This is a genomic window from Acidovorax sp. KPB24-07 (assembly GCF_057543315.1).
In genome coordinates this window covers 38592-62619 of sequence record NZ_BAAJYS010000004.1, presented here as the reverse complement: position 1 = coordinate 62619, position 24028 = coordinate 38592, and the positions used below count along the sequence as shown (strand labels likewise).

Below are 24028 nucleotides of genomic sequence, written 5' to 3'. Positions count from 1 at the left end.
GCTTATGGGAATCAGTGGCCGAGCGCGGCGGCAATACGCTCCCTGGCCCGTGGCCAGACGTCAGGGTTGACCAGGCGCTCAGGTCGCTCGCCATCCGAGAGCAACTGCAAGATCTGTATGGCGGCCAGCGTGGCGTTGTTGCGCCGGGCTTCATGTGTGACACCAGCCGTGTGGAACGTTGCCACGACATTCGGGAGGCGCAACAGGGCATGGCTGGCGGGTGGAGGCTCCTGGTCCCACACATCGAGACCTGCACCCTTGAGATGGCCGCTGGCGATTGCAGCATGCAGGGCGTTCTCATCGTGAATGCCGCCGCGTGCGGTGCTGACGAAGATGCTGCCTGGCTTCATCGCTGCGAATGCGGCTGCGTTCATCAGCCCGAGGGTGCTGGCATTGCGCGGGCAGTGCAGCGAGACAATGTCGGAACGACGCAGCAATTCATCCAGTGACACGGATTGCGCACCTCGTGCACTCATCTCGGCGTCGTCCAGTGCGGGATCAACGCCCAGCACTTGCATGCCGAAGGCCCGACCCAGTGCTGCGGTGCGCCGGCCGGTTTCGCCGACACCCACAATGCCCAGTGTGCGTCCGCGCAGTTCGTGGCCCATCAAGTCTTCGCGACTGAAGCTGCGTTGGTTCGAGCGCAGCAACGCATCCGATTCCGGAATGCGGCGCAGCACCGCCAGCATCAGGCCGAGTGCCAATTCGGCGACTGAATCGGCGTTGCCGCCGGCCTGGTTCATGACCACCACGCCAGCGCGCGTACACGCTTCGATGTCGATGGTGTCGCAACCTGAACCACTCGACGAAACCGCCAGCAGCTTGGGGCAGCGTGCCAGCAACTCAGCGCTGACGAACCAGCGTCGCGGCAACTCATCCTTGGCCGCAGTGATCTGCAGCACTTGCGCTTGGGCCAGCGCCTCCCATGCTGCACGGTCAGCGCCTTCCCGTGCGCAGGTCTGCAATGTCACGCCAGGGGCTGCGGAGATGATGCGATTGAAGGCCGGGTCCAGCCAATAGTCGAAGCGAACGACCTGGCTCACAGAACGCCCTTCTCGCGCAGCGTGCGTTCAACCCAGCTCCGGTCGGCGCGGCCTTCAGCGATGGCCTGCAGCGCATCGGCTTCGATGCGTTCAATGGCTTCGACACGTGCCGCAATGTCTTCGGCCTCTTCGGGCGGCACCGCCAGCAGGCCATCGCCATCGCCAACCACAATGTCCCCGGGATGCACCACCATCCCGTCAATGGTGACTGGCACATGCAACTCGCCTGGGCCATCCTTGTATGGGCCACGGTGTGCAACCCCGCGTGCATACACCGACAGACTATGCTGACCGATGGCGTCGCTGTCACGAATCAGCCCGTCGATGACGATGCCTGCCGCGCCGCGCGCGATCAGCAGCGCGAGCATGATTTCGCCAATGATGGCGTTCGGACCCACTCCGCCGGCATCCACCACGATGACGTCACCCGGTGCGCAGGTGTCGATGGCGTGGTGCACCATGAGGTTGTCACCAGGCCTGGTGCGCACCGTCAGCGCACGGCCTGCGAGTCCACCATCGCGTCTGTGGAACGGTTTCAGCGACGAAGTTCCGGTGGTGCGGCTCATGGCGTCGCTGATGTTGGCGACTTGGAAGCCCCGGTACCGCGCCAAGAGTGCGTCACTCACGACGGTCGAGGGGCGCGCATGAATGTGGAAACCCTGGATTTTGCTCATGGTTGGTTCGAAGTGATGGGGAAATAGTCGATGGGACTGGCAACTGGACGGATGCAGCGGGATGTGATGTCGGCAATGCGCGTGAGTCCCAGCATGGCCATATCCCGAGAAATTTCTTCGTGCATCAGGGAGATGGCATGGGTCACGCCGCCTTGTCCAGCGACCGAGGCGGCATAGTTGAAGGGCCGGCCCACGAATACGCAGCGCGCCCCGAGGGCCAACGCTTTGACGGCGTCGGTACCGCGGCGAACGCCGCTGTCGAGCATCACCGGCATTTCGGGAACGGCGCGTGCGATGGCGGGCAACACGCGCAGCGGTGCCACCGCACCGTCCAGCTGACGCCCTCCGTGGTTGGAGACGATGATCCCGTCGACGCCATGGTCGCGTGCATGCACAGCGTCCTCCGGCGTCAGGATGCCCTTGACCACGAGTTGATTCGGCCAGCGCTTGCGTATGGCTGCCAGATGGGGCCAAGCCAGGTGGGCGCGGTCTGAGAAATCGCGCAGCACATTGGAGGAAAGGATGGGCGCGCCGCGCGTGGCGTAGTTGTTCTCGAAGTGGGGCATGCCATGCAGCAGCAGCGTCTTCAGAAACGTACCCAGCAACCAGCGCGGATGGCTCAGGCCTTGCCAAGCCAGCGAAAAGCTGGGCTTGAGCGGCGTTGAAAAGCCTGCACGTACATTGTTTTCCCGGTTCGCTGCGACGGGTGTGTCCACAGTGACCACCAGGGTCTGTACGCCTGCGCCTTGCACGCGATCGAGCAGGCCATCTATCTGCGCAAGCTCGCCCGGCAGGTAGGCCTGGAACCAGGTTTGCGGAGCGATCGCCATCACCTCTTCGAGCCGAATCAACGAAGAGCCGCTCATGATGGCCGGCACATTGGCTTGCTGTGCTGCCTGGGCCAGCACGACATCGCCACGGTAGGCCGAAAGCGCGGAAATCCCCATGGGCGCGAGTCCCACCGGCGTGGCGTAGCGGCGGCCGAAGAGTTCGAATCCGAGGTCGCGTTGCGCGACGCCGACCAGCATGCGCGGGCGGAAGGCCAAATCATTGAAGGCCCTGCGGTTCTCCGCCAGCGACTGGTTGTCCTCTACGGCGCCGCTGATGTAGGCAAAGATGGGCCGAGGCAGGTGGCGGCGGGCCAACTTCTCGAAGTCGTCCAGGGACAGCACCTGTCGGCAGGCTTTGGGGATGAGTAGGGGAGAAGAAGGCATGGCGCAACCATGGTGCGCCGGTTGATATTGAAAGAAAAGAGAAAAAATTCGAACTTTTGATTTCGCTTTTAGTAAACTAAATTCATGACCCTCAAGCAACTCGAGGCCTTCTACTGGGCCGCCACTTGTCTCAATTTCACGGTCGCGGCTGAACGGGTGCACCTGTCCATTTCTTCCCTGTCAAAGCGCATTGCTGAATTGGAGGTTTCGCTGGGGACCCTGCTGTTCGACCGGAGCGGGCGGTCAGCCGAGTTGACGCCCCATGGCGAACTGCTGTTGCCGCGTGTTCGTGCGTTGCTGCATGACGCGGCCCAGTTGCAACAGGCCATCGGTCAAAGTACTGGTTTGCAAGGGCGTTGCCGGATTGGCTTTGGCGAACTGAGTGGACTGACCTGGCTGCCGAAGCTGGTGCAGAAGGTGGCCGAACTGCATCCTGCGCTGCAGTTGGAGCCGCATACCGACATTGGCCAAGTGCTGGAGCAGCGCATCGTGGATGGCGAACTCGACTGCGTGGTGATCGCAGGCCCCTCATCGCGCAGTACCTTGGCTTTCGAACGCGTAGCGCAGGTGCGATTCGTCTGGGCTGCAAGCGAGGCATTTCTCGTGAAAGCCGGTACTGACTTGCCGCAGCGCCTGGTACGCGAGCAGATGCTGATTGCCCTGCCTGAGGGCTCAGGTGCTACCCGCATCCTGGATGAATGGCTGAGCGGTCAATCGATGAGCGTCGAGCGGCGGCTCAGTTGCAACAGTTGGGGTGCGGTGGTGGGAATGGTGGCCGAAGGCCTGGGCTTCACGTACATGCCCCACGGGTGGGCCGAAGCGCTGCAAGCTCGCGGGATGCTGAGGATTCTGTCTGCAGGCAATGCGTTGGCACCCCTGACCTATACCGTGCAGTGGCGGCGCGACGATGTGAGGCCACTCATCACGGAAATGCGAAAAATCATCAAAAGCGTCATCGACTTTTCCGCCCCCCGCTGCTTGTGCTGACAAGTGCAGAGTGATCCATCGTGATCTAGGATACGCAGGCGCAACGCGCTTCTGACTCCGAACAGTGCTCGTCGACACTTCGATGCCAGATTCCAATCGCAGCGATATCACACGAAACGGTCAGTGATGGTGGTTCGGAGGATTGCGTTTTCGTCGGCACGATGTGTGCCGGAACACCTTTCGCTGCAAGTGCGGGAGCTGTGAAGGGTTTTTTCACGGCACCGGCAGCGCCTGTCGCCGCTCCTCACAAAATCCCCGTCCCTCTTCTACCAACCACTCCCGGACCTGCTCCATGGCCGGGCTGGGATGCGCGGTGGTCACAAACGAGTAAGACGCGCGCGACAGTACGCTGCGCTGAAGAACCGGCACCAAACGCCCTGCCTTGACGTCCTGCAATACCAGTGCGGCGCGCCCATGGCAATGCCCTGGCCGGCCAGTGCGGCGCCCTGGGCCAATTGAGACAGATTGAATTGCTGGCCACCCGCCCACAGTGGTGGCGCGGCGCCCATTTGAGTAAACCAGTGTTGCCATTCCTCGTACGTGTCGGCGCCGTCCCATGCGCTGCCGTCGTGCAACAGCCAGTCGCGGTGCAGGTCCTGGGGTGATGTGATGGGTGGATGCCGCGCCAAAAAATCGGGGCTCGCCACGGGCAGGAGCCACTCATCGAGAAACACCGTTGCGTTCAGATCACGGTAGCCGCCCAAATCGAAACGCACTGCGGCCTCGATACCGTCCCGCACCATGCGGGTGCGGTCCAGTCTGTGGAACTCGCCAAACACCCGCAGGCCCATGCTCGGATACTGGCGGAAAAATTCGCCCAGCCGGGGCGTGAGCCAGCTCATGGCGAACGACGGTGAGCAACTGAGGGTGGCAGTAGCGGCCTCTTGCGGCCGGCGCATCTGCGCCAGTGTGTTTTCGATCGCGGTGAAGCTCTCGCGCAGCACCACAGCCAGCCACTGGCCCTCGGGCGTGGGCACCAGCGCGCGCGGTGTGCGAAGGAACAGCGGACGGTGCAGCCAGTCTTCGAGGTGCTTGACCTGCTGGCTGACGGCGCCCTGGGTGATGCAAAGTTCGGCAGCGGCCTTGGTGAAGCTGCCGTGGCGGGCGGCTGCATCAAAACAGCGCAGCCAGGCGAGCAAGGAGGCGGAGAGGTGGATGTCCATTACTTTGGCTAATGCGTTCGCCACTATAAATGCGTTGTGGCAACAGGGTGACGGGCGAAGAATGCGTTACAGGGGCCCATTTGGAAATCGGCCCGAAAACCGTGTCCCATTGCTGCCTGAACCTGATATGTCCTATCCAATCAACCGTTCCCCGCAGGCTGGAGTTGACGCATTGGCAATCCGCCTCCGGCAGGCCCAACCGTGCCTGTGGACCAATCCTGAACGCCTGGAACATCCGCCGGCCACGTTGGAGGCACTGGGGCGCAGCATTAGTCTGGATGATACGAAAGCCGCTGCCGCTCGCCTGAAACGTTTCGAGGCATTGCTGGCACAGGTGTTTACGGAATTGGCAGACGCGAAGGGCGTCGTAGAGTCGCCCCTGCTGCCAGCTGCCGCGTTGAAGCCTGTGCTCGGCCTGCAGCCAGGGCAGGGCAACCTGTTCATCAAGGCCGATCATCGCCTGCCAGTGGCGGGCTCCATCAAGGCGCGTGGCGGGATGCATGAGGTGCTGGAGTTCGCCGAACAACTGGCGTTGAAGCATGGGTTGGTGTCGCAGAGCGGTGACGAACATGCCTACCTTGCGCTGGCCGGCACTGCGGCACGCGAAGTGCTGGGACGCTACGAAGTGGCAGTGGGGTCTACCGGCAATCTGGGGCTGAGCATCGGCGTGGTGGCCTCGGCCCTGGGATTCAAGGCGGCGGTACACATGTCGGCCGACGCCAAGGAGTGGAAAAAGGAGCGTCTGCGCCAGCGTGGCGTGCTGGTGGTGGAGCATGCGGGCGACTATGAGCGCGCAGTGGCCGCCGGTCGCTCCCAGGCCGGAGCCGATCCCACGTGCCACTTCGTGGACGACGAGCAGTCGTTCTCGCTGTTGCTGGGGTACAGCACCGCGGCCTTGCATCTGCAAAAGCAGCTGGCAGAGCAGGGCATCGTGGTGGATGCCGGTCACCCCCTCATCGTTTACCTGCCTTGCGGGGTGGGAGGAGCACCTGCGGGCATCACCTTTGGCCTGCGGCAGTTGCTGGGACCCCATGTGCATTGCTTCTTCGCGGAGCCGGTTCAGTCGCCATGTTTCCTGGTGCAGATGCTGGGTGGGCAAGCCGGCTTGGCAAGCGGTTCAGCGCACCCTTCGGTATATGACTGGGGCCTGACCAACCAGACGGAGGCCGATGGGCTGGCCGTGCCGCGCGCTTCGTTGCTGGCGGCCGAATTGATGGCGCCGCTGCTGTCCGGGGGGTTCACGGTGGCGGACGACACCTTGTTCGCCCATTTGGTGCAGGTGCTGGATGCGCTGGGCGAGCGCATCGAGCCCTCGGCCGCGGCAGGCTTCAGCGGCCCCGGCATGCTGACCGGCACCGACGCGGGGCAGGCTTGGCTTCGCAGCACCGGCGTGGGCGAAGTGCTGCCCCAGGCCACCCACCTCGTGTGGACCACTGGCGGGCTCTTGGTGCCTGATGCGCAGTATCAGGGCTTTGTGAAGCGCGGGCGGGCTTTGCTTGCCGCGCGTGACTGACGCAGCGTGCGTCTGCGGCATTTCTCGATGTCTCTTTTTTCTATACCCTTGTTTGACCCTTGGAGCTAACGTCATGAACCGCAAGAAGCTGCTTTTGTCCGCTGTGATCTGTGCCTTGGGCGCGGCTTCGTGGGCCCCTGCCATGGCACAGGAAGCGCCATTCCCCACCAAGCCCATCACGCTGGTGATTCCGTTTCCGCCCGGCGGCGCCACCGACGTGCTGGGCCGGCTGATTGGCAAGAAGATGGGCGATCTGCTGGGGCAAAGCGTGGTCATCGACAACCGCGCCGGGGCGGGCACCACCATTGGGGCTGCTTATGCGGCCAAGGCAACGCCCGACGGCTACACGTTGCTCATGAGTTCAGGCACGACCTTTACCGTGAACCCTGCGGTGCGCCCCAAGCTGCCCTACGACCCGGTCAAGAGCTTCGAGCCCATCGGCATTGCCGGGCGCACCAGCCTGATCCTCTTGGCCAACAAGGACGTGCCGGCGGCTGACCTGAAGCAGTTTGTGGCTTTGGTGAAGGCCGCACCCGATAAATATTCCTATGGCTCCTTTGGCGCGGGCACCACGTCGCAGTTTGCAGGCGAGATGTTCTTTCACGCCGCGGGTTTGAAGATTCAGCACGTGCCCTACAAGGGCAGTGCGCCCGCCATGACGGACCTGATGGGTGGGCAGATTCCGTTCACGGTAGACACCGTGTCGGCGGCACTGCCTCAGCTCAAGGACGGCAAGATCAAGGCCATTGCCGTCACGGCGGGCAAGCGTTCGGCCCTGCTGCCCAAGGTCCCCACGCTGGTGGAAAGCGGATACCCCGGCCTGGAGATGGACACCTGGCTGGCCATGGTGGCGCCGCGCGGGCTGCCGCCCGCCGTCAAGTCGCGGCTGGAGTTGACCCTGGCCCAGGTGGTGTCGGACCCGGAAACCCGCGACAAGATGATCGCTGTGGGCTTTGAACCTGCCTATGCTTCGTCCAAAACGGTGGCCGAGTTGATCGACAGGGAACTGCCCCTGATGCGCGCCATTGCCCAGCGAGCAAGCATCACGGCCGATTGAGACCCACACCGCGCTGTCTTCACCGTGCCATGCGGTAGGACGTTGCCCGCGGGACAGAAAGACTTTGCGCTGCGGCCACTGTTTTGGACTGCCGCAGGTTCAGAGGCTGACGGTGGTTCGCAGACATCATGGATAACGAATGGATACGCGCTGCCGGATGTGCACTGCCAAATCGACAAGGAGACGAATACCCCATGATCACCCCCAGCACGCTGGTCGAGTTGACCGCCAACGAACTGCGTCACCGCATCGGCACCCGAGAGGTATCACCTGTGGAACTGCTGGACGCCTGCATCGAACGCATCGAGGCCGTGAACCCGTCCGTTAACGCCATCACCGCCACCTGCTATGACCGCGCTCGCGTTGAGGCCAGGGTGGCTGAGGAGGCCGTGCTGCGCGGCGAGCCGTTAGGTCTGCTGCATGGCCTGCCGCTGGGCGTAAAGGATCTGGAAGCCACGGCTGGGCTACTGACCACCTATGGCTCGGAAATCTATCGCGACCACATCCCTGTGCAAGACAACGTGCTGGTGGCCCGCCTGCGAGCCGCTGGCGCCATCGTGGCGGGTAAAACCAACATTCCCGAAATGGGCGCCGGCGCCAACTCGCGCAACACCGTGTGGGGGGCTACGGGCAACCCGTTCAACCCTACGCTGAATGCCGGGGGCTCATCGGGCGGCTCGGCCGCGGCACTTGCCTGCGACATGCTGCCCGTGTGTACGGGCTCGGACACGGGCGGTTCACTGCGCATTCCCGCCTCCATCTGCGGCGTGGTGGGTTTTCGGCCGTCACCCGGCGTGGTGCCGAGCTCGCGCAAGCTGCTTGGCTGGACGCCCATCTCCGTCGTGGGCCCGATGGGCCGCACGGTGGAAGAAGCTTGCCTGCAACTGGCCGCGACGGCGGGCATGTCGGCCGGCGATCCGCTGAGCTACCCGCTGGACCCCACAAGCTTTCTATTACCCGAAACGGTGGACCTGGGCCGCCTGCGCGTGGCGATCACGGAGGACTTTGGTGCCTGCGCGGTGGACAACGGCATCCGCGCCGTGTTTCGCACCAAGGTGCAAGCCATGAAGCACCTGTTCGGCACTTGCGACACGATCGACATGGATCTGGGCGACGTGCACCGCTGCTTCGACGTACTGCGCGCCGAGGCCTTCGTGGCCGGCATGCGCGAAGCCTACCAGCGCGACCCAAATAGCCTGGGTCCCAATACCCGCGCCAACTACGAAATGGGTGCCGCTATGACGCTGCTGGACAGCGCCTGGGCACAGGCCGAGCAAACGCGCATTCTGGCGCGGTTTCAGGCGCTGTTCGAGCAGTACGACGTGATCCTGTCTCCTACCACGCCCGTGTCTCCCTTCGCATGGACGCAGCTGTTCGCCAGTCACATCAACGGCGAGCCGCAGGCCAATTACTACCGCTGGCTGGCACTGACCTATGTGACCACGCTCACCACACACCCCTCGCTGAGCCTGCCGTGCGGGCTGGACGACGCAGGCATGCCCTTTGGCCTGCAGATCGTGGGACGTTTCCGGGCAGACCGCTACACGCTGGGCGTGGGCCATGCGATGGAGCAGGCCTTCAAGGGCATCGCCGGGCTGGACCGCCCAAGGCCGGACCTGGCCAAGTTGGTGGCAACCCGCGTGGAGCCCGCACTGACCTCGATCGTGACCGGCGCACCTGATCCGCGCGATGTCCGCAGCCTGCCGCGCGATGACCGAGCGGCCTCGGCGGCGAAGGTGTCTGCGGTGTGATGGGGGAGCGTGAAACCATGCAATCAGTGGACTTCATCATCATCGGCGCAGGCATCGCAGGTGCCTCGCTGGCCTGGCAATTGGTCAATTCGGAGGGTGAGAGCGACCGCCCCGGCGTGCTGCTGCTGGAGCGTGAATCCCAGCCCGGTTATCACACCACAGGGCGTTCCGCGGCGCTCTATATGGCCACCTACGGCACCCCCAACATCCAGGCGTTGACCCGGGCAAGCCGCGCCTTCTATGACGCGCCGCCGCCCGAGTTCGGAGCGGACCCCATCCTCTCGCCCCGTGGCGTGGTCTATGTGGCGGGGCCTGACCAACTGGACCTGCTGCAGCAGGCTTATGACGAAGCCCGGGCCGCATCACCCAATGTGGAATGGGTGGAGAAGGCAGCACTGCTGGCCCAACTGCCATGCCTGAGGCCCGATGCCGTGGCTGCAGGCATGCGCGAGCCCGACGCTGCCGACATCGACGTGCATGCGCTTCACCAGGGCTATCTGCGTGGGCTGCGGCAGCGTGGTGGTCAGGTGCTGACCCATGCCGAGGTAACGGATCTGCAGCGCCAGGGCGGCGGTTGGCGGGTCACACTGGCAGATGGCCGGCAGCTGCAGGCCGGAACCATCGTCAACGCGGCGGGCGCCTGGGCCGATGTGGTGGCAGGCCTCGCCGGCGTGCCGCCCATCGGATTGGAGCCGCGCAGGCGCACCGCCTTCACCTTCGCCGTGCCCGAGGGCCTGGATGCCGCCCACTGGCCGGCCGTGGTAGGCATTGACGAAAGTTTTTACTTCAAGCCTGACGCAGGCCAGTTGCTGGGTTCACCTGCCAATGCCGACCCCACCCATCCGCACGACGTGGTGCCCGAAGAGCTGGATGTGGCCACCGGCATCTATCACATCGAGGAAATGACGACTTTCCAGATCCGCCGCCCATCCCATACCTGGGCGGGGCTGCGCTCATTTGTGCCGGATGGCGACATGGTCATCGGGTGGGACAACCATGTGCCGGGCTTTTTCTGGTTGGCAGGGCAGGGCGGGTATGGCATTCAGAGTGCTGCTGGCGCGTCGCTGCTTGCTCGGCAATTGCTGCGCGGCGAGCCACTGCCTGAGGAATTGGTGCGTGAGGGCTTGGTGGTGGAAGAGCTATCGCCGGCCCGGCTGTCCACACGGCAAAGCACTCCGGGCCAGGTGACATAGCCCTTTCCTGGCCGCGAAGTCAAAAACCATTCCCCGATCACCGATGGGTGTTGTCTGTATCGCGGTCATGGGACATCCATGGCGGCCACCACGATCACGACCTTGGGCCTGAGAGGTCAGGTCATTTTGTACAGCTGATGGGACGCGGCCAAATTCTCGAGCTGTGCACCGAACTGTTCCGCATGGCTCCAAAAGCGCCGGTCCAGGCCATCGAGCACCTGGTTCGCAATTTCATATTCAGGGTGGTCTTCCGATGCCGTGCGCATGAGGTCGAAGCGAGCCACGCGGTTGGCGGGTACTGGTGCGTCACCGAATACCGCAGCCTTTGCCTGCAATAGAAGGTCCAGGGCCAAGGTATCTCCGATCTCTTTGAGCGCATCGACGGTTTCGCGGTAGTGGTTACCGCTGGAGTTGGAGAAGAACTGATCGAAGCCTCCGTTGTGGACCTCGCCAGAAAGGACGCTGAGCAAGTAATAAAGCTGGTCGCCATGCGAGAGCGATTCAAAGCCCTCGCCCTTGTACACCCGGTCGACGAGGGCAATCCAATACAGGCGTTCCGGGGATTCTCGATCGGCACGCTCGGCCTCGCGGCGCTGCCGATGTTCCTCGCGACGCTCTTCAATGGAGCGGGTATTGCCTCGCACACAAGGCATGCACAGGCCATCGTTGCTTGCTGCCGTATCGGGGTGAATGGAGTCGCCGCATCTGGTGCATGGAAGACGTTGCAAGGGTTGATTCCTGTCTGTGGCTCAAGTCGCCTGCGCCGTTCGTTGGGATCACGAACTGGCTTGTGCGTCTGAAGTGGATGACTTTGCCTCGCCGTCCGTCCTTCATGCAAGCGCTGAAACAATTTGCTGCAGTACCACCAAGGGCTGAGGGTGCGCCAGACCAGCATGGGCGTACAAGCTGATCTCGAAGGTCAGAAACCCCCCATAGGTTGGGCTGCCCGTATTGGTTCTCCAGGCTTCGAACGCGCCGATGATGCTCTGCACCGTGCTGGTCGCATTGAATTCAGAGAGTGGTAGGAACATCACCGGAGTCAGGGTTTCAATGGCCGGTGTGGAGCTTGCGACACGGTAGCCATAGGTGGTACGGACCAAGATCTCGCGACCCGTTTCATCGCTGTCGAACAACGCGTTGAACAGTGGCGTCAGTGGGTTGGTGGCCACGTCGTTGGTCCAGATGCCGATGGGCAGCGGGGTATCGATGCGGATGAGTGGGATCAGAGGTTCTGAAAACCCCCTCTGCGGGGTTCGGTAGACAAAGGCCGGGCAGGTCAGGGCGCCGTCGGTGCCCAGCAATTGCGCATTGCGTATGACGGCCACGGTCGCGTTGGCCCGTTGATAGCGAGCCACGTGCAGACCGGAAAGCGTCCATTGGCACGACACAGGGGTGAAAGCCGGCACATTGGGCACGCCTTCACCCGCAGGAAAGTTGTAGTCACGACTCTGGCCCACCGGCTCTACTCCGATCAGCAGGACGTTCACGCCGTCTGCACAGAGGATCGTGATCTCGGGCCATGCTGCGGGCCCATCGGCTTGCAGCCGCTGCAGCGTCAGTTTGCAGTAGGCCGGTGGATTGGTCCCCTCGCCAGCGGCTGTGGTGGTGTGCAGCGTTGCCAGGTATTGGTAGCACTCATGCGGCACACTCGCATCGGTCAAACTTGGCATGGTGGCGGAATGCGCGGCACTTTCAGAGCTGCTGGAAAGGTGTGGCGCCCGATGTCCGCCCATGCGGTGCGTGGCAGGGGGCGAGTACTGCGAATCATGGCTGGGCCACCAATCCGACCAGAGTGCACCCACACGTTCGGCCAGGTCGGCGAAGGTATGGAGTGCTGTCACGAGCACCGGGTCCTTCGGCGAAACACTGGGCGCTTGCAGTTGCTCAAGGATGGCCCAAAGGGGTTCCTGCACGGCCGTGTACTGCGCCAGGGCCTGGAACAGCGCGTTGTCACCCCGGTTCCCGAGGTCGGTGGCAACGGGCGGCTGACCGTTGAATTCAATCTCGATGAGGGCTTGGTCTTGTGCTGCATTGTCGTGGGCATGGGTGAACACATAAGACCAGTGCAGAGCCTCTGCCAGCGTGGCTGGGTCAACCGGCCCTTCGGCCTGATGCGAGACCACGATCGGAGGGTTGGGGCAGGCGCGCAGCGGTACCGGTACGACCGTCGTGCCCAGCGGCGCGCTGAAAGCCGCGGGTGGGAACCGTTCGAAGTCGCGCAAGAAGCTCAGTCGCTTTGGCGTGCCACTGTCGTTGTCCGAAAGCTGGCCGGCGACCTCCATGTCATGGACGGCATAGTCTGGTTGCAGTGCCACCGCTCGGTGGAGGGCGGGCTGGTCGACATCCAGCGGGAAGGAGACAGTGCCTTTGCGGGTGTTGGCCAGGGCGGTCGCGGCATTTCCCAACTGGCAGATTTTCCACGCGCCTGGATCGTCGGAGACGGAGTCGTGTGCGCCTGCAGCCTGTGGATTGCCCACGTGCCCAGTCCCCCAGAGCCGTGCCATGGACGCGGTGGCTGGGGATGTCACAGCGGCATTGAACTGCAGGATGGCAGCGGTGTCGTAGCCACTCAGCAACTGGTCCTGCAGGCGCTGTTGCAGTGCTTCGCGAGCCGCTTGCCATGCCTCCGAATCTAAGGCACCAAGGCTTGCCTCCTGGATCACCAGGACGGGGGAAAGCCCGTTTGCCACGGCGCGGGACAGAACCTTCTTGGCGGTCATCAGCCGAGCGAGCGCTTCGGGCGCCACTTGTGCAGCGGGCACGGCATAGCGGCCAGTGCAAAGCTGGTCCAATCCCGCCAACCAGATGCGCGCCCAGGCCTCCAGGTCGATGCCCTGGTAATCGTTGACAGTGGAGGCACCCCAGCCGCCGGTGGTCTCGTCAATGGATCGGATTTCGACGCCAGTCGCGTGCTCCAACGTGTTTGACAGAGGGCGCAGCGCGAAGCTCAGCGGCTGGAGCCCTTCAACCCCGGGCACGCTGGCCTGTGGCGACACCTTCACTTCGGCGATGCCGCCAGGGTCGACGAAAAGAGATGCCCCATACATCGACGGGGGTAGTGCCATGCTCCGTGGCCAGTTTCAGGCCCATCACAGTGCTCTCGATGGCAACAGCCAACTGGCCCAGCGCGACAGCGTTGCTTTCTTGGCCATCGCCAATGCCGTTGCCCACCGCCACCACCACGCTGCTGTCCTGCACCGCCGCGCCGGGCGCTTCTGTGGTGCCGCGCAACGCCGGTGGTACTTGGTCAGCGTCGCGCTTCAGCGTAACCCAGGTACGCAAAGGAAAAATCGCTCCCGGCAGTTGCCAGCCGCCAGCGCCGAAGGCAGCGCGCAGTACCGTATCGACCGGCGGCAGAAGCAATTGCGCGCCGGCTGCCAGAAACGCGGTGCGCTGATTCGCGCGGACCAAGTCCTCGATGCTGACGTCATTCCCGGCCAACGCGAAGCGGCGGATGATGGCATGGATGCTGTCGCCTTGCGCGGTCTCAATGGTGGGTTCATCGGCGACTTGCGATGGCTTGAGCAAGACGCTTGGCACGATCAGCTTCGGCGTGGCCGCATTGGCGCGGAGCAGTGCTGTCGCACTCAGGCCATAAGCGATAGCCAGATCCTCTGGCGTGGTAGCGCTTGCCAAAACAGCGGGTGGACAAAGTAGCAGCGCGCCAGCGGCCAGTGCTTCGGGATCGGTGGCGATGGCCGTGGCAAATTCATCCAGAGTGACGGCTGGGTTGGATCGCGCGATCAGCGTGTCGAAGCTGTCGCCGGATTGGGTGGTCAGTGGCTGGCCTGCGACGATGATCACCTGGCCTGGCGCCAGCGTGGCGGGCATGGAGCGGTTGGTCTCGCACAATGCCTGTTCGTCTGTTTGCTCTGTGTCTGTCGCTGCGGCCGGGACGAACAGCCCAGCAATGGTGGACAGTGTTTGACCAGCGCGAACGCGGTAAGGAATGCGCAGCGAAAGGGATGTGCCAGGCCATGCCGCCAAGCCGGGCACGGGCAAATCGCGCACCGCCAGTCCCGCGTTGTGGCGCAGCAGATCGCCCGGTCCGATGGCATGGGCGTGGGCCAAGGCGCCGAGAGGCTCTGCATCCAGGCCTGTGGTCAGCGTGGTTTTGAGCAAAAGCGCCGAACCTGCAGGGAGCAGATCGACCGTACCGACATTGAGTCTGGCCAGCGGGCCCATGGCAATGCCGGTGGGGTTGTCCGCCAGCGTCCAGCCGGCTTCGATCAGCCTGCGGTCCACTGCCAGCGTGATACCAGGGCGGAACATGCCTGGCTTGTCTGCGTTGGCCAGGGCGACCATGGCCGCTTCAATCGATACACCTTTGTCTGAAAAGAGGTGCGCGATGTCGTTCAGGCAGGCATCGGCGCCTGGATCGCCTTCGGCCGGAACTTGCACGGCCACGCCTTCGGCTTCGAAGACAAAACCTGGCGCCAGCAGAGCGGGGCGGGTGCAGTTGGCCGCCACCAGACTGGCCGGAGTCAGGTGCAGCGTGGCGGCGACTGCCGACAGCGGCAGGCCGCCGGTGGGTTGTGTCTGGTCGGTGGTCGGAATCGCCAACTCGATGCCGGGGTTCAACGGCAGTGAGATGTTGTTCGGGTCGGTCAGCACGGCAGCAGGGTCCAGATCCTCGGCCACCAGCGCTGCCACGGTGCCACCGGCCACGAAAGCGGCATAGCTGGGCATCCACAGCCCCTCGGGTGGTAGGTGCACCAGGGTGCCAATCGTGCGGTCTCGAGCGGCCAAGCCCATCGCCTGCCAATCCACACCGTAATGCGAATAGACATCGGCCAGCGTGGCTGCTGCGACGGGGTCGGCCATGGCCACGCCCAGCGTTGCAGCCGCTTGGCTGAATGCGTGGCACGCTGCGGCATAGGCGCGCAGCGGCGGGATTTCCACCGGCATTTGGATCGGCGTGCCGCCAGCCGGCTGGTTCAGCGAGGTGGCGAGGGACAGTTGCATGTCCGGCTGTACCAACTGCCACATGATGGCTTCGAAGCGGGTTGCGACTTCGCTGGCCATGGCTGCCGCCGCATCGCCCGCCGCTGTGGGTGCGGGCAGCAGGCCTTCGGGACGCATGGCGATGTTCACCGCCAATGTGGCGCCCGTTGTCTCGGCACTGGCAGGCAAAAAACGCCATGCCATGGTGGTGCTTGGCCAGGATGCAATGCCCAGCACGGCATCGCTGTAGCCGACCGGCGTGCTGTCGGTGTCGGCCTTTGCATCGCTCGATGGGGCGGTGGCTTGGGAGGGAGAGGGCGGAGAGTTCACTGCGGCGCTCATGGTCGCGCGTCCCCTGGCGCTGTCAGGCTGGCCGAGACGGCCGATGCAACTGCCTTGGATGCAGTGCTGCTGCGCAATATATCTTGGAAGCTCTGCACCACCTTCGGGAAATGGGTGGCACGCTGAGAGCCGGCACCAAGATGCCTGCCCGGCCAAACTTCAGCAAGCCCCTTTCACCAAGCCGTCTCTTGACCCTGCAGCGCACGCCGGGCCATCAGGAAGGTGGCTGCATTCCAGCTTTGCCCGGCCATGCCGAGCGGCGCCAGCGTGCGGCCGTGGAACCACTCGGTGAAGCGCCAATTGTCGAGTTCGTTCGTGCGCGCCAGCTTGACCAGTTCGGCCCAGCCTTCTGCTTGCAGGCCCACCTTCGTCAGTGCCATGACCCAGAAAGCACCGACGAAGGGCCAGATACCTCCGTTGTGGTACTGGTGCGCAAGGTTCTGTCGATGCCGTCCCATGTAGGCTCGCCAGAGATCGTGCTGTTCCGACAGGGGATGCAGCACCACCCGCACCGGATAAGGATCGCTGGCCCGCGCGGCCCCGATCGCGTTCGTGATGCTGTGCGACATGGCCTCGTCGGCCAGGCCGCATTGGATGGCCAGCAAATTGCCGAACACATCGCCTTCGTCCCCCACGACCGCCAGATTCACGAAGCTCAGGTAGAGCCCACGATCCCGGCGGCCACGGCGCGCATAGTGCTGCAGCAGGCGCGCACGGTGGTACTGGTGCAGATCGCGCTGGAACGGATTGAAGAGATGGTTGAAGTGGTGCTGCGTCTCGTCCGCATGGCACAGCGCGAAGCGGCGCTTGACGTCGAACCACAGCGCGTTGGTGTAGAGCACGTACCCCGAGCGCGGCATGATGTCCGCCCAGTCGCTTGCCTCGTTCTGCTGCAAGAGGCGAAAGTGCTGATGCTCTTGTGCCAGCAGCCATCCAATCGCTCGGTCGACTTCGCTGGCCCAGTGGTCCGCCCCCACCTCACCATGGCGCCGCACGTGGTCCACCGCGATCAGCCACCACAGCGTGGCGTCAATGCAACCCAGGTACCAGAAGTCCGCATCATGGCCTTCCGGATCTACGTACTTGGGAATCTGCCCGTTAGGCGCCTGCTTCACTGCCAGCGCATCCAGGCTGGCCACAGCGCCCTGTTCGAGCGCCTGAACACCGCTGCCGCACATGGCCATCACGCAGATCGCCGCGTCCCGCCCGAAGATGCGCGTGTAGCGTCGCGCCTCTGCGGCCGCGGTGCGGCTTGCCGCCAAAATGCCGTGCTGGGTGAGGTTGCTCTCCAGCAGCGTCAGCGCAGCTTCCGAGCAGGTTTCAATCAAGGCGAGCGAGGACGGATCAAGGGTATGGTCGGACATGGGCAGTTCAGATGCCAAAGTGAACGATGCGTGGATTTTGCCGATCGTGGCGAGCGCTGACCCTTTCTCCTTTTGCGCGGCACATCGCTGCAAATCAATGGAAACGACAATCCATCCTATGCCAAACCAATCGAAGCGGGCGAATAACCACGATGGATTCGTTCTTGTGCGGGGCGCACGGGAACACAACCTGAAAAATGTGGATGTCGAGATTCCCCGCAATGCCATCGTGGTGTTCACCGGCGTCTCGGGCTCCGGTAAATCTTCGCTGGCGTTCGGCACCATCTATGCGGAAGCGCAGCGCCGGTATTTTGAGTCGGTGGCGCCCTATGCGCGTCGTTTGATCGACCAGGTGGGCGTGCCTCAGGTCGATGCCATCGAGGGTTTGCCGCCCGCTGTGGCCCTCCAGCAGCAAAGGGGCACGCCCACCGCACGATCCTCCGTGGGCAGCGTGACCACTATTTCCAGCCTGGTACGCATGCTGTACTCCCGCGCTGGAACCTACCCAGCCAGACAGCCTATGCTGTATGCGGAAGACTTTTCGCCCAACACCCCACAGGGCGCTTGTCCGCACTGCCACGGCTTGGGCCGCATCTACGAGGTGACCGAGGCTTCGATGGTGCCCGACGATTCACTCACCCTGCGCGAGCGGGCTGTGGCGGCTTGGCCCAGCGCCTGGCAAGGGCAGAACCTGCGCGATATCCTGACCACGCTGGGGCATGACGTCGATGTGCCTTGGCGAGATCTGCCGCGCAAGACGCGGAACTGGATTCTCTTCACCGACGAGCAGCCGACAGTCCCTGTGTACGCAGGCTTCACGATGGAGGAGGTACGCCGGGCACGACGTGCCAAGCAGCAGCCCAGCTACATGGGCACCTTCACCGGCGCTCGCCGCTACGTGATGCAGACTTTCGCCACCAGCCAGAGCGCCATGATGAAGCGCAAGGTGGCCCAGTTCATGGTGGGGACGCCCTGTCCCGTGTGCCATGGAAAACGGCTCAAGCCGGAGGCCTTGTCCGTCACTTTTTGCGGACTGGACATCGGCGACCTCACGCACCTGTCCCTGTCCGCATTGGCCGATGTACTCGGCCCGGTGGCAGAGGGTTCGCCATCCGGTGGGCCCTCGGAAAATGCAGGCGCCAGCTTGTCGAAAGCGGCTCGCATGCGTGCGGCCGCAAAGCGCGAAGCGACAGGAGCTTCGGGCCACGCGGGCGCGTCCGACATCCGCCGTACGCCCAACCTGTCGGCGGAGAAGCAATTGGCCGCTCAGCGCATTTCGCAAGAGCTACTTTCCCGTGTTCGCGCATTGACGGACCTCGGACTGGGCTATCTGTCGCTCGATCGCGCCACACCTACCCTGTCGCCCGGCGAGTTGCAGCGGTTGCGTCTGGCGACCCAGCTCGCATCGCAACTCTTCGGCGTCGTGTACGTGCTCGACGAGCCTTCTGCAGGCCTGCATCCCGCTGACAGCGCATCGTTGCTCACGGCGCTGGAGCGTCTGAAAGCCGCCGGCAACTCCATCTTCGTGGTGGAGCACGACATCGCCACCATGCGCCGTGCCGACTGGCTGGTGGATGTGGGACCGGACGCCGGAGAGCATGGTGGGCAGGTGCTCTACAGCGGCCCACCGCCAGGATTGGCCTGCGTGCCGCACTCCCATACGCGCCGGTATCTGTTCGACGACGTTGCACGTGATCGCCGCGTTCAGCGAACACCGCAAGCCTGGCTGACATTGGAGGATGTGCATCGGCACAATTTGCATGGTGTGGATGCAGCTTTCCCCATCGGCTGCCTGACCGCCGTAACCGGTGTTTCAGGGTCAGGCAAGTCGAGTCTGGTCAGCCAAGCGCTCCTGGAACTGGTCAGCGCCCATTTGGGGCAGCCCATGCCGACGCCCGAGGACGGTGGCATGCCGGAAGGACCGCCCGATGCGGCTGCTGGCGATGATGATCCGGGCGCTACTCTTGAGTTGGGTGGAGCCATTCTCACCGTGGGCCGACTGGGTGGCGCAACCGATCAGGTGCGCAGGCTGGTGCGGGTGGATCAGAAACCCATTGGACGCACGCCCCGCTCCAATTTGGCCACTTACACGGGCCTTTTCGATGCCGTGCGAAAGTTGTTTGCGGCCACACCTGCTGCACGAAAGAAGCAGTACGACGCAGGGCGGTTTTCGTTCAATGTCGCGAAAGGTCGGTGCCCCACCTGCGAGGGCGAAGGTTTCGTCAGCGTGGAGTTGCTCTTTCTGCCCAGTGTCTATGCGCCTTGCCCCACTTGTCACGGAGCACGCTATAACCCCCAGACATTGGCCATTACCTGGAACGGACTGTCGATTGCCGACGTGCTGGCACTTACCGTGGACGCAGCATGCGATACCTTCGTGGAAGAACCCACTGTTTTCCGGTCTTTGCAAGTCCTGCGCGACATCGGTCTCGGCTACCTGCGCCTTGGCCAGCCCGCCACGGAACTGTCGGGTGGCGAAGCACAACGCATCAAGCTCGCCACCGAATTACAGCGCACGCAACGCGGGCACACGCTGTATGTGCTGGACGAGCCGACCACCGGTTTGCATCCAGCCGATGTGGACCGCCTGCTGTCCCAGTTGGATGCTCTCGTGCAGGCAGGCAACACGGTGGTAGTGGTTGAGCACGACATGCATTTCGTCGCCTCTAGCGATTGGGTGATCGACATCGGCCCGGGGGCAGGCGCCCAGGGCGGTTGCATCGTGGTGAGCGGAACTCCGGCGGAGGTGGCACGCTGTGCAGAGTCTCGCACCGCCGCCTACCTTAAAGCGGTGTTGGGAGTGATCACAACTGAAGCCTAAGCCAGCAGGAACCCATGAGCAACGGCAGGATGCACCGCCCCGCTTAACCGCGTGATGGGGTGGTTGTGCTACCTGTCGTCTTGCGAGACTGGTATTTTTTCCAGAGATAGCCAGCGACAGCCATGAGAATCATTTTTCGCATCTGAAGACTCCGTTTGATGAAGCCCAGAGCTTCCATGCGTTGTCAGCCACGCCTTGTAGGAAGTCCGGGCGAGGCCATGTCGTCTTCTGCGGAATGCACTGATCCTTGTGTGAGGGGGTGAACGAGAGGTTGGGCTTGTCGAGCCCATTCACGGCAGCAGAGTGAACGCACTGGCTTGGAGGGTCTCCCATCAATGCTGCTGCGCTGAATCCAGCAGCCAACTCCTAAAGGTCTGCAGGGTCGGTGATTGCACTGACTCTTCCGGATAAACGAGGTAGTAGCCCTTGGGGCTGCGCCATGTGCGCGAAGACAGGCGCACAAGCCGCGTGGCCTGCACCATGTCGTCGGCCATGTAGTCCGGCAGCAAGACCACGCCCAGGCCCGCCACAGCGGCATTCAGTGCCATGGACATGATCTCAAGCGGGGGCCGGCGCGGCCGGGGTCAGCGTCGATTTGCTCTGCCAGAAACCACTGCTCCCACGCATCCGGCAGTGTGTGGTGATGCAGCAGCCCCGAACCGGGCGTTGCTGCCCCGATCTGCGCGCCGTGGCGCGCCACCCAGGCGGGGGCGGCATAGGGTGCGAGGTCCAGTGCCGCCACGAAGTCGCAGCACAGGCCGGCGCGCTGGCCATCGCCGAATTCTAAGGAAGCATCAATGGTGCCAGTCTTGAAATCGGCGGGGCCCACGCGTGTGCTCAAGCTCAGCGTAATTTCTCCATGCGCCCGGGTGAATGCAGGCAGGCGGGGGATGAGCCAATACGCACCGATCGAAGCGCCCACCGACAAAGCCAACCCGCCGCCGCGCCCTTTGAACGCCATCACATTGACCGTGGCCCGCTCCAGGCGCTGAAGCAATGGCGCAATCTCCTCGAGGTAGTAGCGTCCGGCATCGGTGGTGATCAGCGATTCACGCCGCCTAACGAACAGACGCACGTTCAGCCGTGATTCCAAGGCCTGTATCTGCCGGCTCACCGCGCCCTGGGTGAGGTGCAATTCCTGGGCTGCGGCAGTGAACGAGCCGAGGCGCGCGCTGGCCTCCAGGCATAGCAGGGACATGGTGGATGGAGCACGGTACATGAAGAGAAACCATGAGCAATGCACATGCCGGCAGCAAGATGCACCTGGAAGGGGTCAAAGATCACCGCAATAGTGCATGAGAAAAAGACATGGTATCCCCAGCAAACATGGTTTGTGCCAAGCCAGATCGATTTCTAGCATTCATGCGGTTGAATCCAACGAACTGAAGGAATGCACCGATGAACGCTCCGCTCCGCCCCGCATCCCTGTCGCGCCGCCGCTGGCTGCAGACGGTCTCTCTCACCCCCTCCGTCGCACTGTTGCCGGATTCGACCCGGGCGGCGCCAGGGTATCCCGATCGTCCCATTCGCCTGGTCGTGCCATCGGCCGCAGGCGGTTCTCCGGATGCCGTCTGCCGCATCCTGACGAACGAGTTGCCCAAAGCACTGGGCCAGCCCTTCGTGGTGGACAACAAGCCCGGTGCCAGCGGCAATATCGGCATGGCCGACGTGTTTCGTGCCCCTGCAGACGGCTATACGCTGGGCTATGCCAACGTGGGCACCCTGGCCATCAACAAGGCCCTGTATTCCAAGCTTCCTTACGACCCTTACGCTCTGGTTTCCATCGGTTTGATCGGCTTCGTGCAGAACGCTCTGGTGGTGCGCAAAGACCTGCCCGTGCAGAGCGTGAAGGACCTCATCGCGCTTGCGCGCGCCAAGCCCGGGGAGTTGACGGTGGCTTCGGGCGGCAGCGGTACCACGGGGCACCTGAGCGGCGAGTTGTTCAAGGCATCGACCCAGGTGTCGATGACGCACATCCCCTACAAGGGCAGCCCGCAGGCCATCACTGACCTGATGGGCGGCGTGGTGGACCTGATGTTCGACAACCTCAGCTCCATTCTTCCGCACATCCAGTCGGGCCGGGTGCGCGTGCTGGCCGTGACAGGCGCCGCGCGCAGTCCGCAACTGCCGCAGGTGCCCACCGTGGCAGAGGCCGGCGTGCAGGGTTACGAGACCGTGGGCTGGGGTGGCATCGTCGCCCCGCCTGGCACGCCCAGCGCGATTGCCGCCCAGCTCAACAAGGCCCTCAATGACGCTCTTCGCCTGCCCCCCGTGCAAGAGAAATACGCGGCCCTCGGCTTCGAACTGACGCCTGGTCCTCCTGAGCGCCTGATCGAGCGGGCCCGAAAGGAATCACCAATGTGGGCAGACGTCGTCAAGCGCTCGGGTGCCCAGGTGGGGTGAGGCAGGCCATGTTCGATCTCCTCATTTTCGGAGGCACCGTCGTGGATGGCAGCGGAGCGGCTCGTCGGCAGGCCGACGTCGGCATTGCAGGCGGGCGCATTCTCGCCGTTGGCGACCTCTCAGCACAGCCTGCCCGCCAACGCCACGACGCTGTCGGGCGCATCGTGTGCCCCGGCTTCATCGACGTCCATACCCATGATGATCGGTTGTTGCTCACATCACCGGCCGGCCCCCATCCCAAGCTCACGCAAGGCGTGACCACAGTGGTCACCGGAAATTGCGGGATCAGCCTGGCGCCGCTTCTGAGCAATGAGACACCGCCAGCACCACTGGACCTGCTTGGCGCGGACGACTGGCGGTATGACCGGTTCGGTGACTACCTCGATGCACTGGAGGCCGCGGGGCCGGCGCTGAATGCGGCATGCCTGGTGGGGCACTCCACTTTGCGGGTGCGCCATGTGCCGGACCTGCGTCGACCGGCCACCCCGCCCGAAGCTGAGCGCATGGCCAGGGATCTGGCCGAAGGATTGGATGCGGGCGCTTTCGGCTTGTCCACCGGGCTTTACTACCCTCCCGCCCGGGCGGCCACGGCAGAAGAGGTGATTGCGGTGGGCGCTCCGCTTTCGGCGGCGCAGGGCCTGATCACGATGCATATCCGCGACGAGGCAGATGCCATTGACGATGCATTGCGCGAAGCCTTGCACATTGGCCAGGCGCTGGGGGTGAGCACTGTGCTGTCGCATCACAAGTTGATTGGCCAACGCAACCATGGGCGCTCGGTGAACACCTTGGCCGTGGTCGACGCCGCCGCGCTGTCGCAGCCCGTTTGTATGGACTGCTATCCCTACAACGCTTCGTCCACCATGCTGCTGGCCAGCCGCGTCGGGCAGTCCCGGGAGGTTCTCGTGACTTGGTCTGTTGGCGATCCATCGGCGGCTGGGAAATCGCTGTTTGCAATGGCGCGCGAACGGGGCTGTTCCCCCGAATCCTTGGTGGAGCCGTTGTCTCCCGCGGGTGCGGTGTACTTTGCCATGCATGAAGATGATGTGCGCCGCATCCTCCGACACCCTTTGACGATGGTCGGCTCGGACGGACTGGCCCACGATGCGGTGCCGCATCCTCGTCTATGGGGAACCTTCCCCCGCGTACTGGGGCATTACGCGCGCGACCAGCGCCTGTTTTCTCTCGAAACAGCGGTGCACAAGATGACTGGGTTGAGCGCGCGCCGCTTCGGGCTGCGCGACCGGGGGGTGATCGCCCAGGGTCATGCGGCGGACATCGTGGTGTTCGATGAGACGTGCATCGCGGACCGTGCCACGTTCGAACAGCCCACCGCACCCAGCGCAGGCATTGATGCAGTGTTCATCAATGGCCAGTTGGCTTGCGCGCATGGCCATACCGTCAATGCGCATGCAGGTCAGGTGTTGCGGCGACAACGCTCGTTCTGATTTCCGAACGCAGGAAGCCACTTGGTTGGCGGGCATGCCAAGCGCGTCCGGGCGATTGATTCACTGGAGGCTGGATGGCTCTGCAGCGTCGCCGCACCACGAGCGTGGATG

Annotated in this window: 17 protein-coding genes and 1 pseudogene; 8 read left to right on the top strand and 10 right to left on the bottom strand. The window is 63.6% G+C overall.

What is annotated here, in order from left to right; all coding sequences use genetic code 11:
* Positions 1–11: 11 nt before the first annotated feature.
* From AC27IQ_RS01390 to AC27IQ_RS01380, 3 genes are read right to left on the bottom strand one after another with little or no spacing between them, the layout of a single operon-like run.
* Complete coding sequence (locus tag AC27IQ_RS01390) at positions 12–1043, bottom strand: hydroxyacid dehydrogenase (protein WP_317352926.1); 1032 nt, start codon at positions 1041–1043, stop codon at positions 12–14.
* Positions 1040–1717 (bottom strand): RraA family protein, encoded by a 678-nt coding sequence (locus tag AC27IQ_RS01385; protein ID WP_487087636.1) that lies wholly within the window; start codon positions 1715–1717, stop codon positions 1040–1042. The genes AC27IQ_RS01390 and AC27IQ_RS01385 overlap by 4 nt, the downstream gene beginning before the upstream one ends.
* Positions 1714–2931, bottom strand: a complete 1218-nt coding sequence (locus AC27IQ_RS01380; RefSeq protein ID WP_487087634.1) for an alpha-hydroxy acid oxidase — start codon at positions 2929–2931, stop codon at positions 1714–1716. The genes AC27IQ_RS01385 and AC27IQ_RS01380 overlap by 4 nt, the downstream gene beginning before the upstream one ends.
* Positions 2932–3015: 84 nt before the next feature.
* On the opposite strand from AC27IQ_RS01380, the gene AC27IQ_RS01375 reads away from it, so the two are divergent.
* Positions 3016–3918: a LysR family transcriptional regulator gene (locus AC27IQ_RS01375; RefSeq protein WP_284429807.1), complete on the top strand. Its 903-nt coding sequence runs from the start codon at positions 3016–3018 to the stop codon at positions 3916–3918.
* 213 nt (positions 3919–4131) lie between these two features.
* On the opposite strand, the pseudogene AC27IQ_RS01370 reads toward AC27IQ_RS01375, so the two are convergent.
* Positions 4132–5081, bottom strand: a pseudogene (locus AC27IQ_RS01370) (LysR substrate-binding domain-containing protein).
* 127 nt (positions 5082–5208) lie between these two features.
* On the opposite strand from AC27IQ_RS01370, the gene dsdA reads away from it, so the two are divergent.
* The 4 genes from dsdA to AC27IQ_RS01350 all read left to right on the top strand — a co-directional run bounded on the left by dsdA (position 5209) and on the right by AC27IQ_RS01350 (position 10595).
* The gene (gene dsdA, locus AC27IQ_RS01365; protein ID WP_487087659.1) at positions 5209–6594 is read left to right on the top strand and encodes a D-serine ammonia-lyase; all 1386 of its coding nucleotides are present in this window, start codon (positions 5209–5211) and stop codon (positions 6592–6594) included.
* A gap of 73 nt (positions 6595–6667) precedes the next feature.
* On the top strand, positions 6668–7651 hold the full coding sequence (locus AC27IQ_RS01360; protein WP_284429810.1) for a Bug family tripartite tricarboxylate transporter substrate binding protein: 984 nt from the start codon (positions 6668–6670) through the stop codon (positions 7649–7651).
* Between the two features lie 194 nt (positions 7652–7845).
* Positions 7846–9402: an amidase gene (locus tag AC27IQ_RS01355; protein ID WP_487087632.1), complete on the top strand. Its 1557-nt coding sequence runs from the start codon at positions 7846–7848 to the stop codon at positions 9400–9402.
* A 17-nt stretch (positions 9403–9419) separates the two neighbouring features.
* A complete protein-coding gene (locus AC27IQ_RS01350) occupies positions 9420–10595 on the top strand; it encodes an NAD(P)/FAD-dependent oxidoreductase (RefSeq protein ID WP_487087631.1) in 1176 nt (391 codons plus the stop codon).
* 116 nt (positions 10596–10711) lie between these two features.
* Here the strand turns inward: AC27IQ_RS01350 and AC27IQ_RS01345 are convergent, their stop codons facing one another.
* The 4 genes from AC27IQ_RS01345 to AC27IQ_RS01330 form a co-directional block, all read right to left on the bottom strand.
* Positions 10712–11323 carry a DMP19 family protein gene (locus tag AC27IQ_RS01345; protein ID WP_487087630.1) on the bottom strand — a complete coding sequence of 204 codons (612 nt, stop codon included), beginning with the start codon at positions 11321–11323 and terminating at the stop codon, positions 10712–10714.
* 102 nt (positions 11324–11425) lie between these two features.
* On the bottom strand, positions 11426–13660 hold the full coding sequence (locus AC27IQ_RS01340; RefSeq protein ID WP_487087628.1) for a hypothetical protein: 2235 nt from the start codon (positions 13658–13660) through the stop codon (positions 11426–11428).
* Positions 13560–15881 carry a LysM peptidoglycan-binding domain-containing protein gene (locus AC27IQ_RS01335; RefSeq protein ID WP_487087626.1) on the bottom strand — a complete coding sequence of 774 codons (2322 nt, stop codon included), beginning with the start codon at positions 15879–15881 and terminating at the stop codon, positions 13560–13562. Before AC27IQ_RS01335 ends, AC27IQ_RS01340 begins: the two co-directional genes overlap by 101 nt.
* Before the next feature lie 173 nt (positions 15882–16054).
* Positions 16055–17245: a glycoside hydrolase 100 family protein gene (locus AC27IQ_RS01330; RefSeq protein WP_284429815.1), complete on the bottom strand. Its 1191-nt coding sequence runs from the start codon at positions 17243–17245 to the stop codon at positions 16055–16057.
* A 97-nt stretch (positions 17246–17342) separates the two neighbouring features.
* Here AC27IQ_RS01330 and AC27IQ_RS01325 point away from each other — a divergent pair, with 97 nt between their 5' ends.
* A complete protein-coding gene (locus AC27IQ_RS01325) occupies positions 17343–20066 on the top strand; it encodes an excinuclease ABC subunit UvrA (RefSeq protein ID WP_487087657.1) in 2724 nt (907 codons plus the stop codon).
* A 332-nt stretch (positions 20067–20398) separates the two neighbouring features.
* Here the strand turns inward: AC27IQ_RS01325 and AC27IQ_RS01320 are convergent, their stop codons facing one another.
* The gene (locus AC27IQ_RS01320) at positions 20399–20620 is read right to left on the bottom strand and encodes a LysR substrate-binding domain-containing protein (protein ID WP_487087624.1); all 222 of its coding nucleotides are present in this window, start codon (positions 20618–20620) and stop codon (positions 20399–20401) included.
* Positions 20605–21201 carry a LysR family transcriptional regulator gene (locus AC27IQ_RS01315; protein WP_487087622.1) on the bottom strand — a complete coding sequence of 199 codons (597 nt, stop codon included), beginning with the start codon at positions 21199–21201 and terminating at the stop codon, positions 20605–20607. Before AC27IQ_RS01315 ends, AC27IQ_RS01320 begins: the two co-directional genes overlap by 16 nt.
* Positions 21202–21464: 263 nt before the next feature.
* Here AC27IQ_RS01315 and AC27IQ_RS01310 point away from each other — a divergent pair, with 263 nt between their 5' ends.
* Positions 21465–22469 carry a Bug family tripartite tricarboxylate transporter substrate binding protein gene (locus AC27IQ_RS01310; RefSeq protein WP_487087620.1) on the top strand — a complete coding sequence of 335 codons (1005 nt, stop codon included), beginning with the start codon at positions 21465–21467 and terminating at the stop codon, positions 22467–22469.
* 8 nt (positions 22470–22477) lie between these two features.
* Entirely contained in the window at positions 22478–23917 is a 1440-nt protein-coding gene (locus AC27IQ_RS01305; RefSeq protein ID WP_487087618.1) for an N-acyl-D-amino-acid deacylase family protein, read from the top strand.
* Positions 23918–24028: the final 111 nt, after the last annotated feature.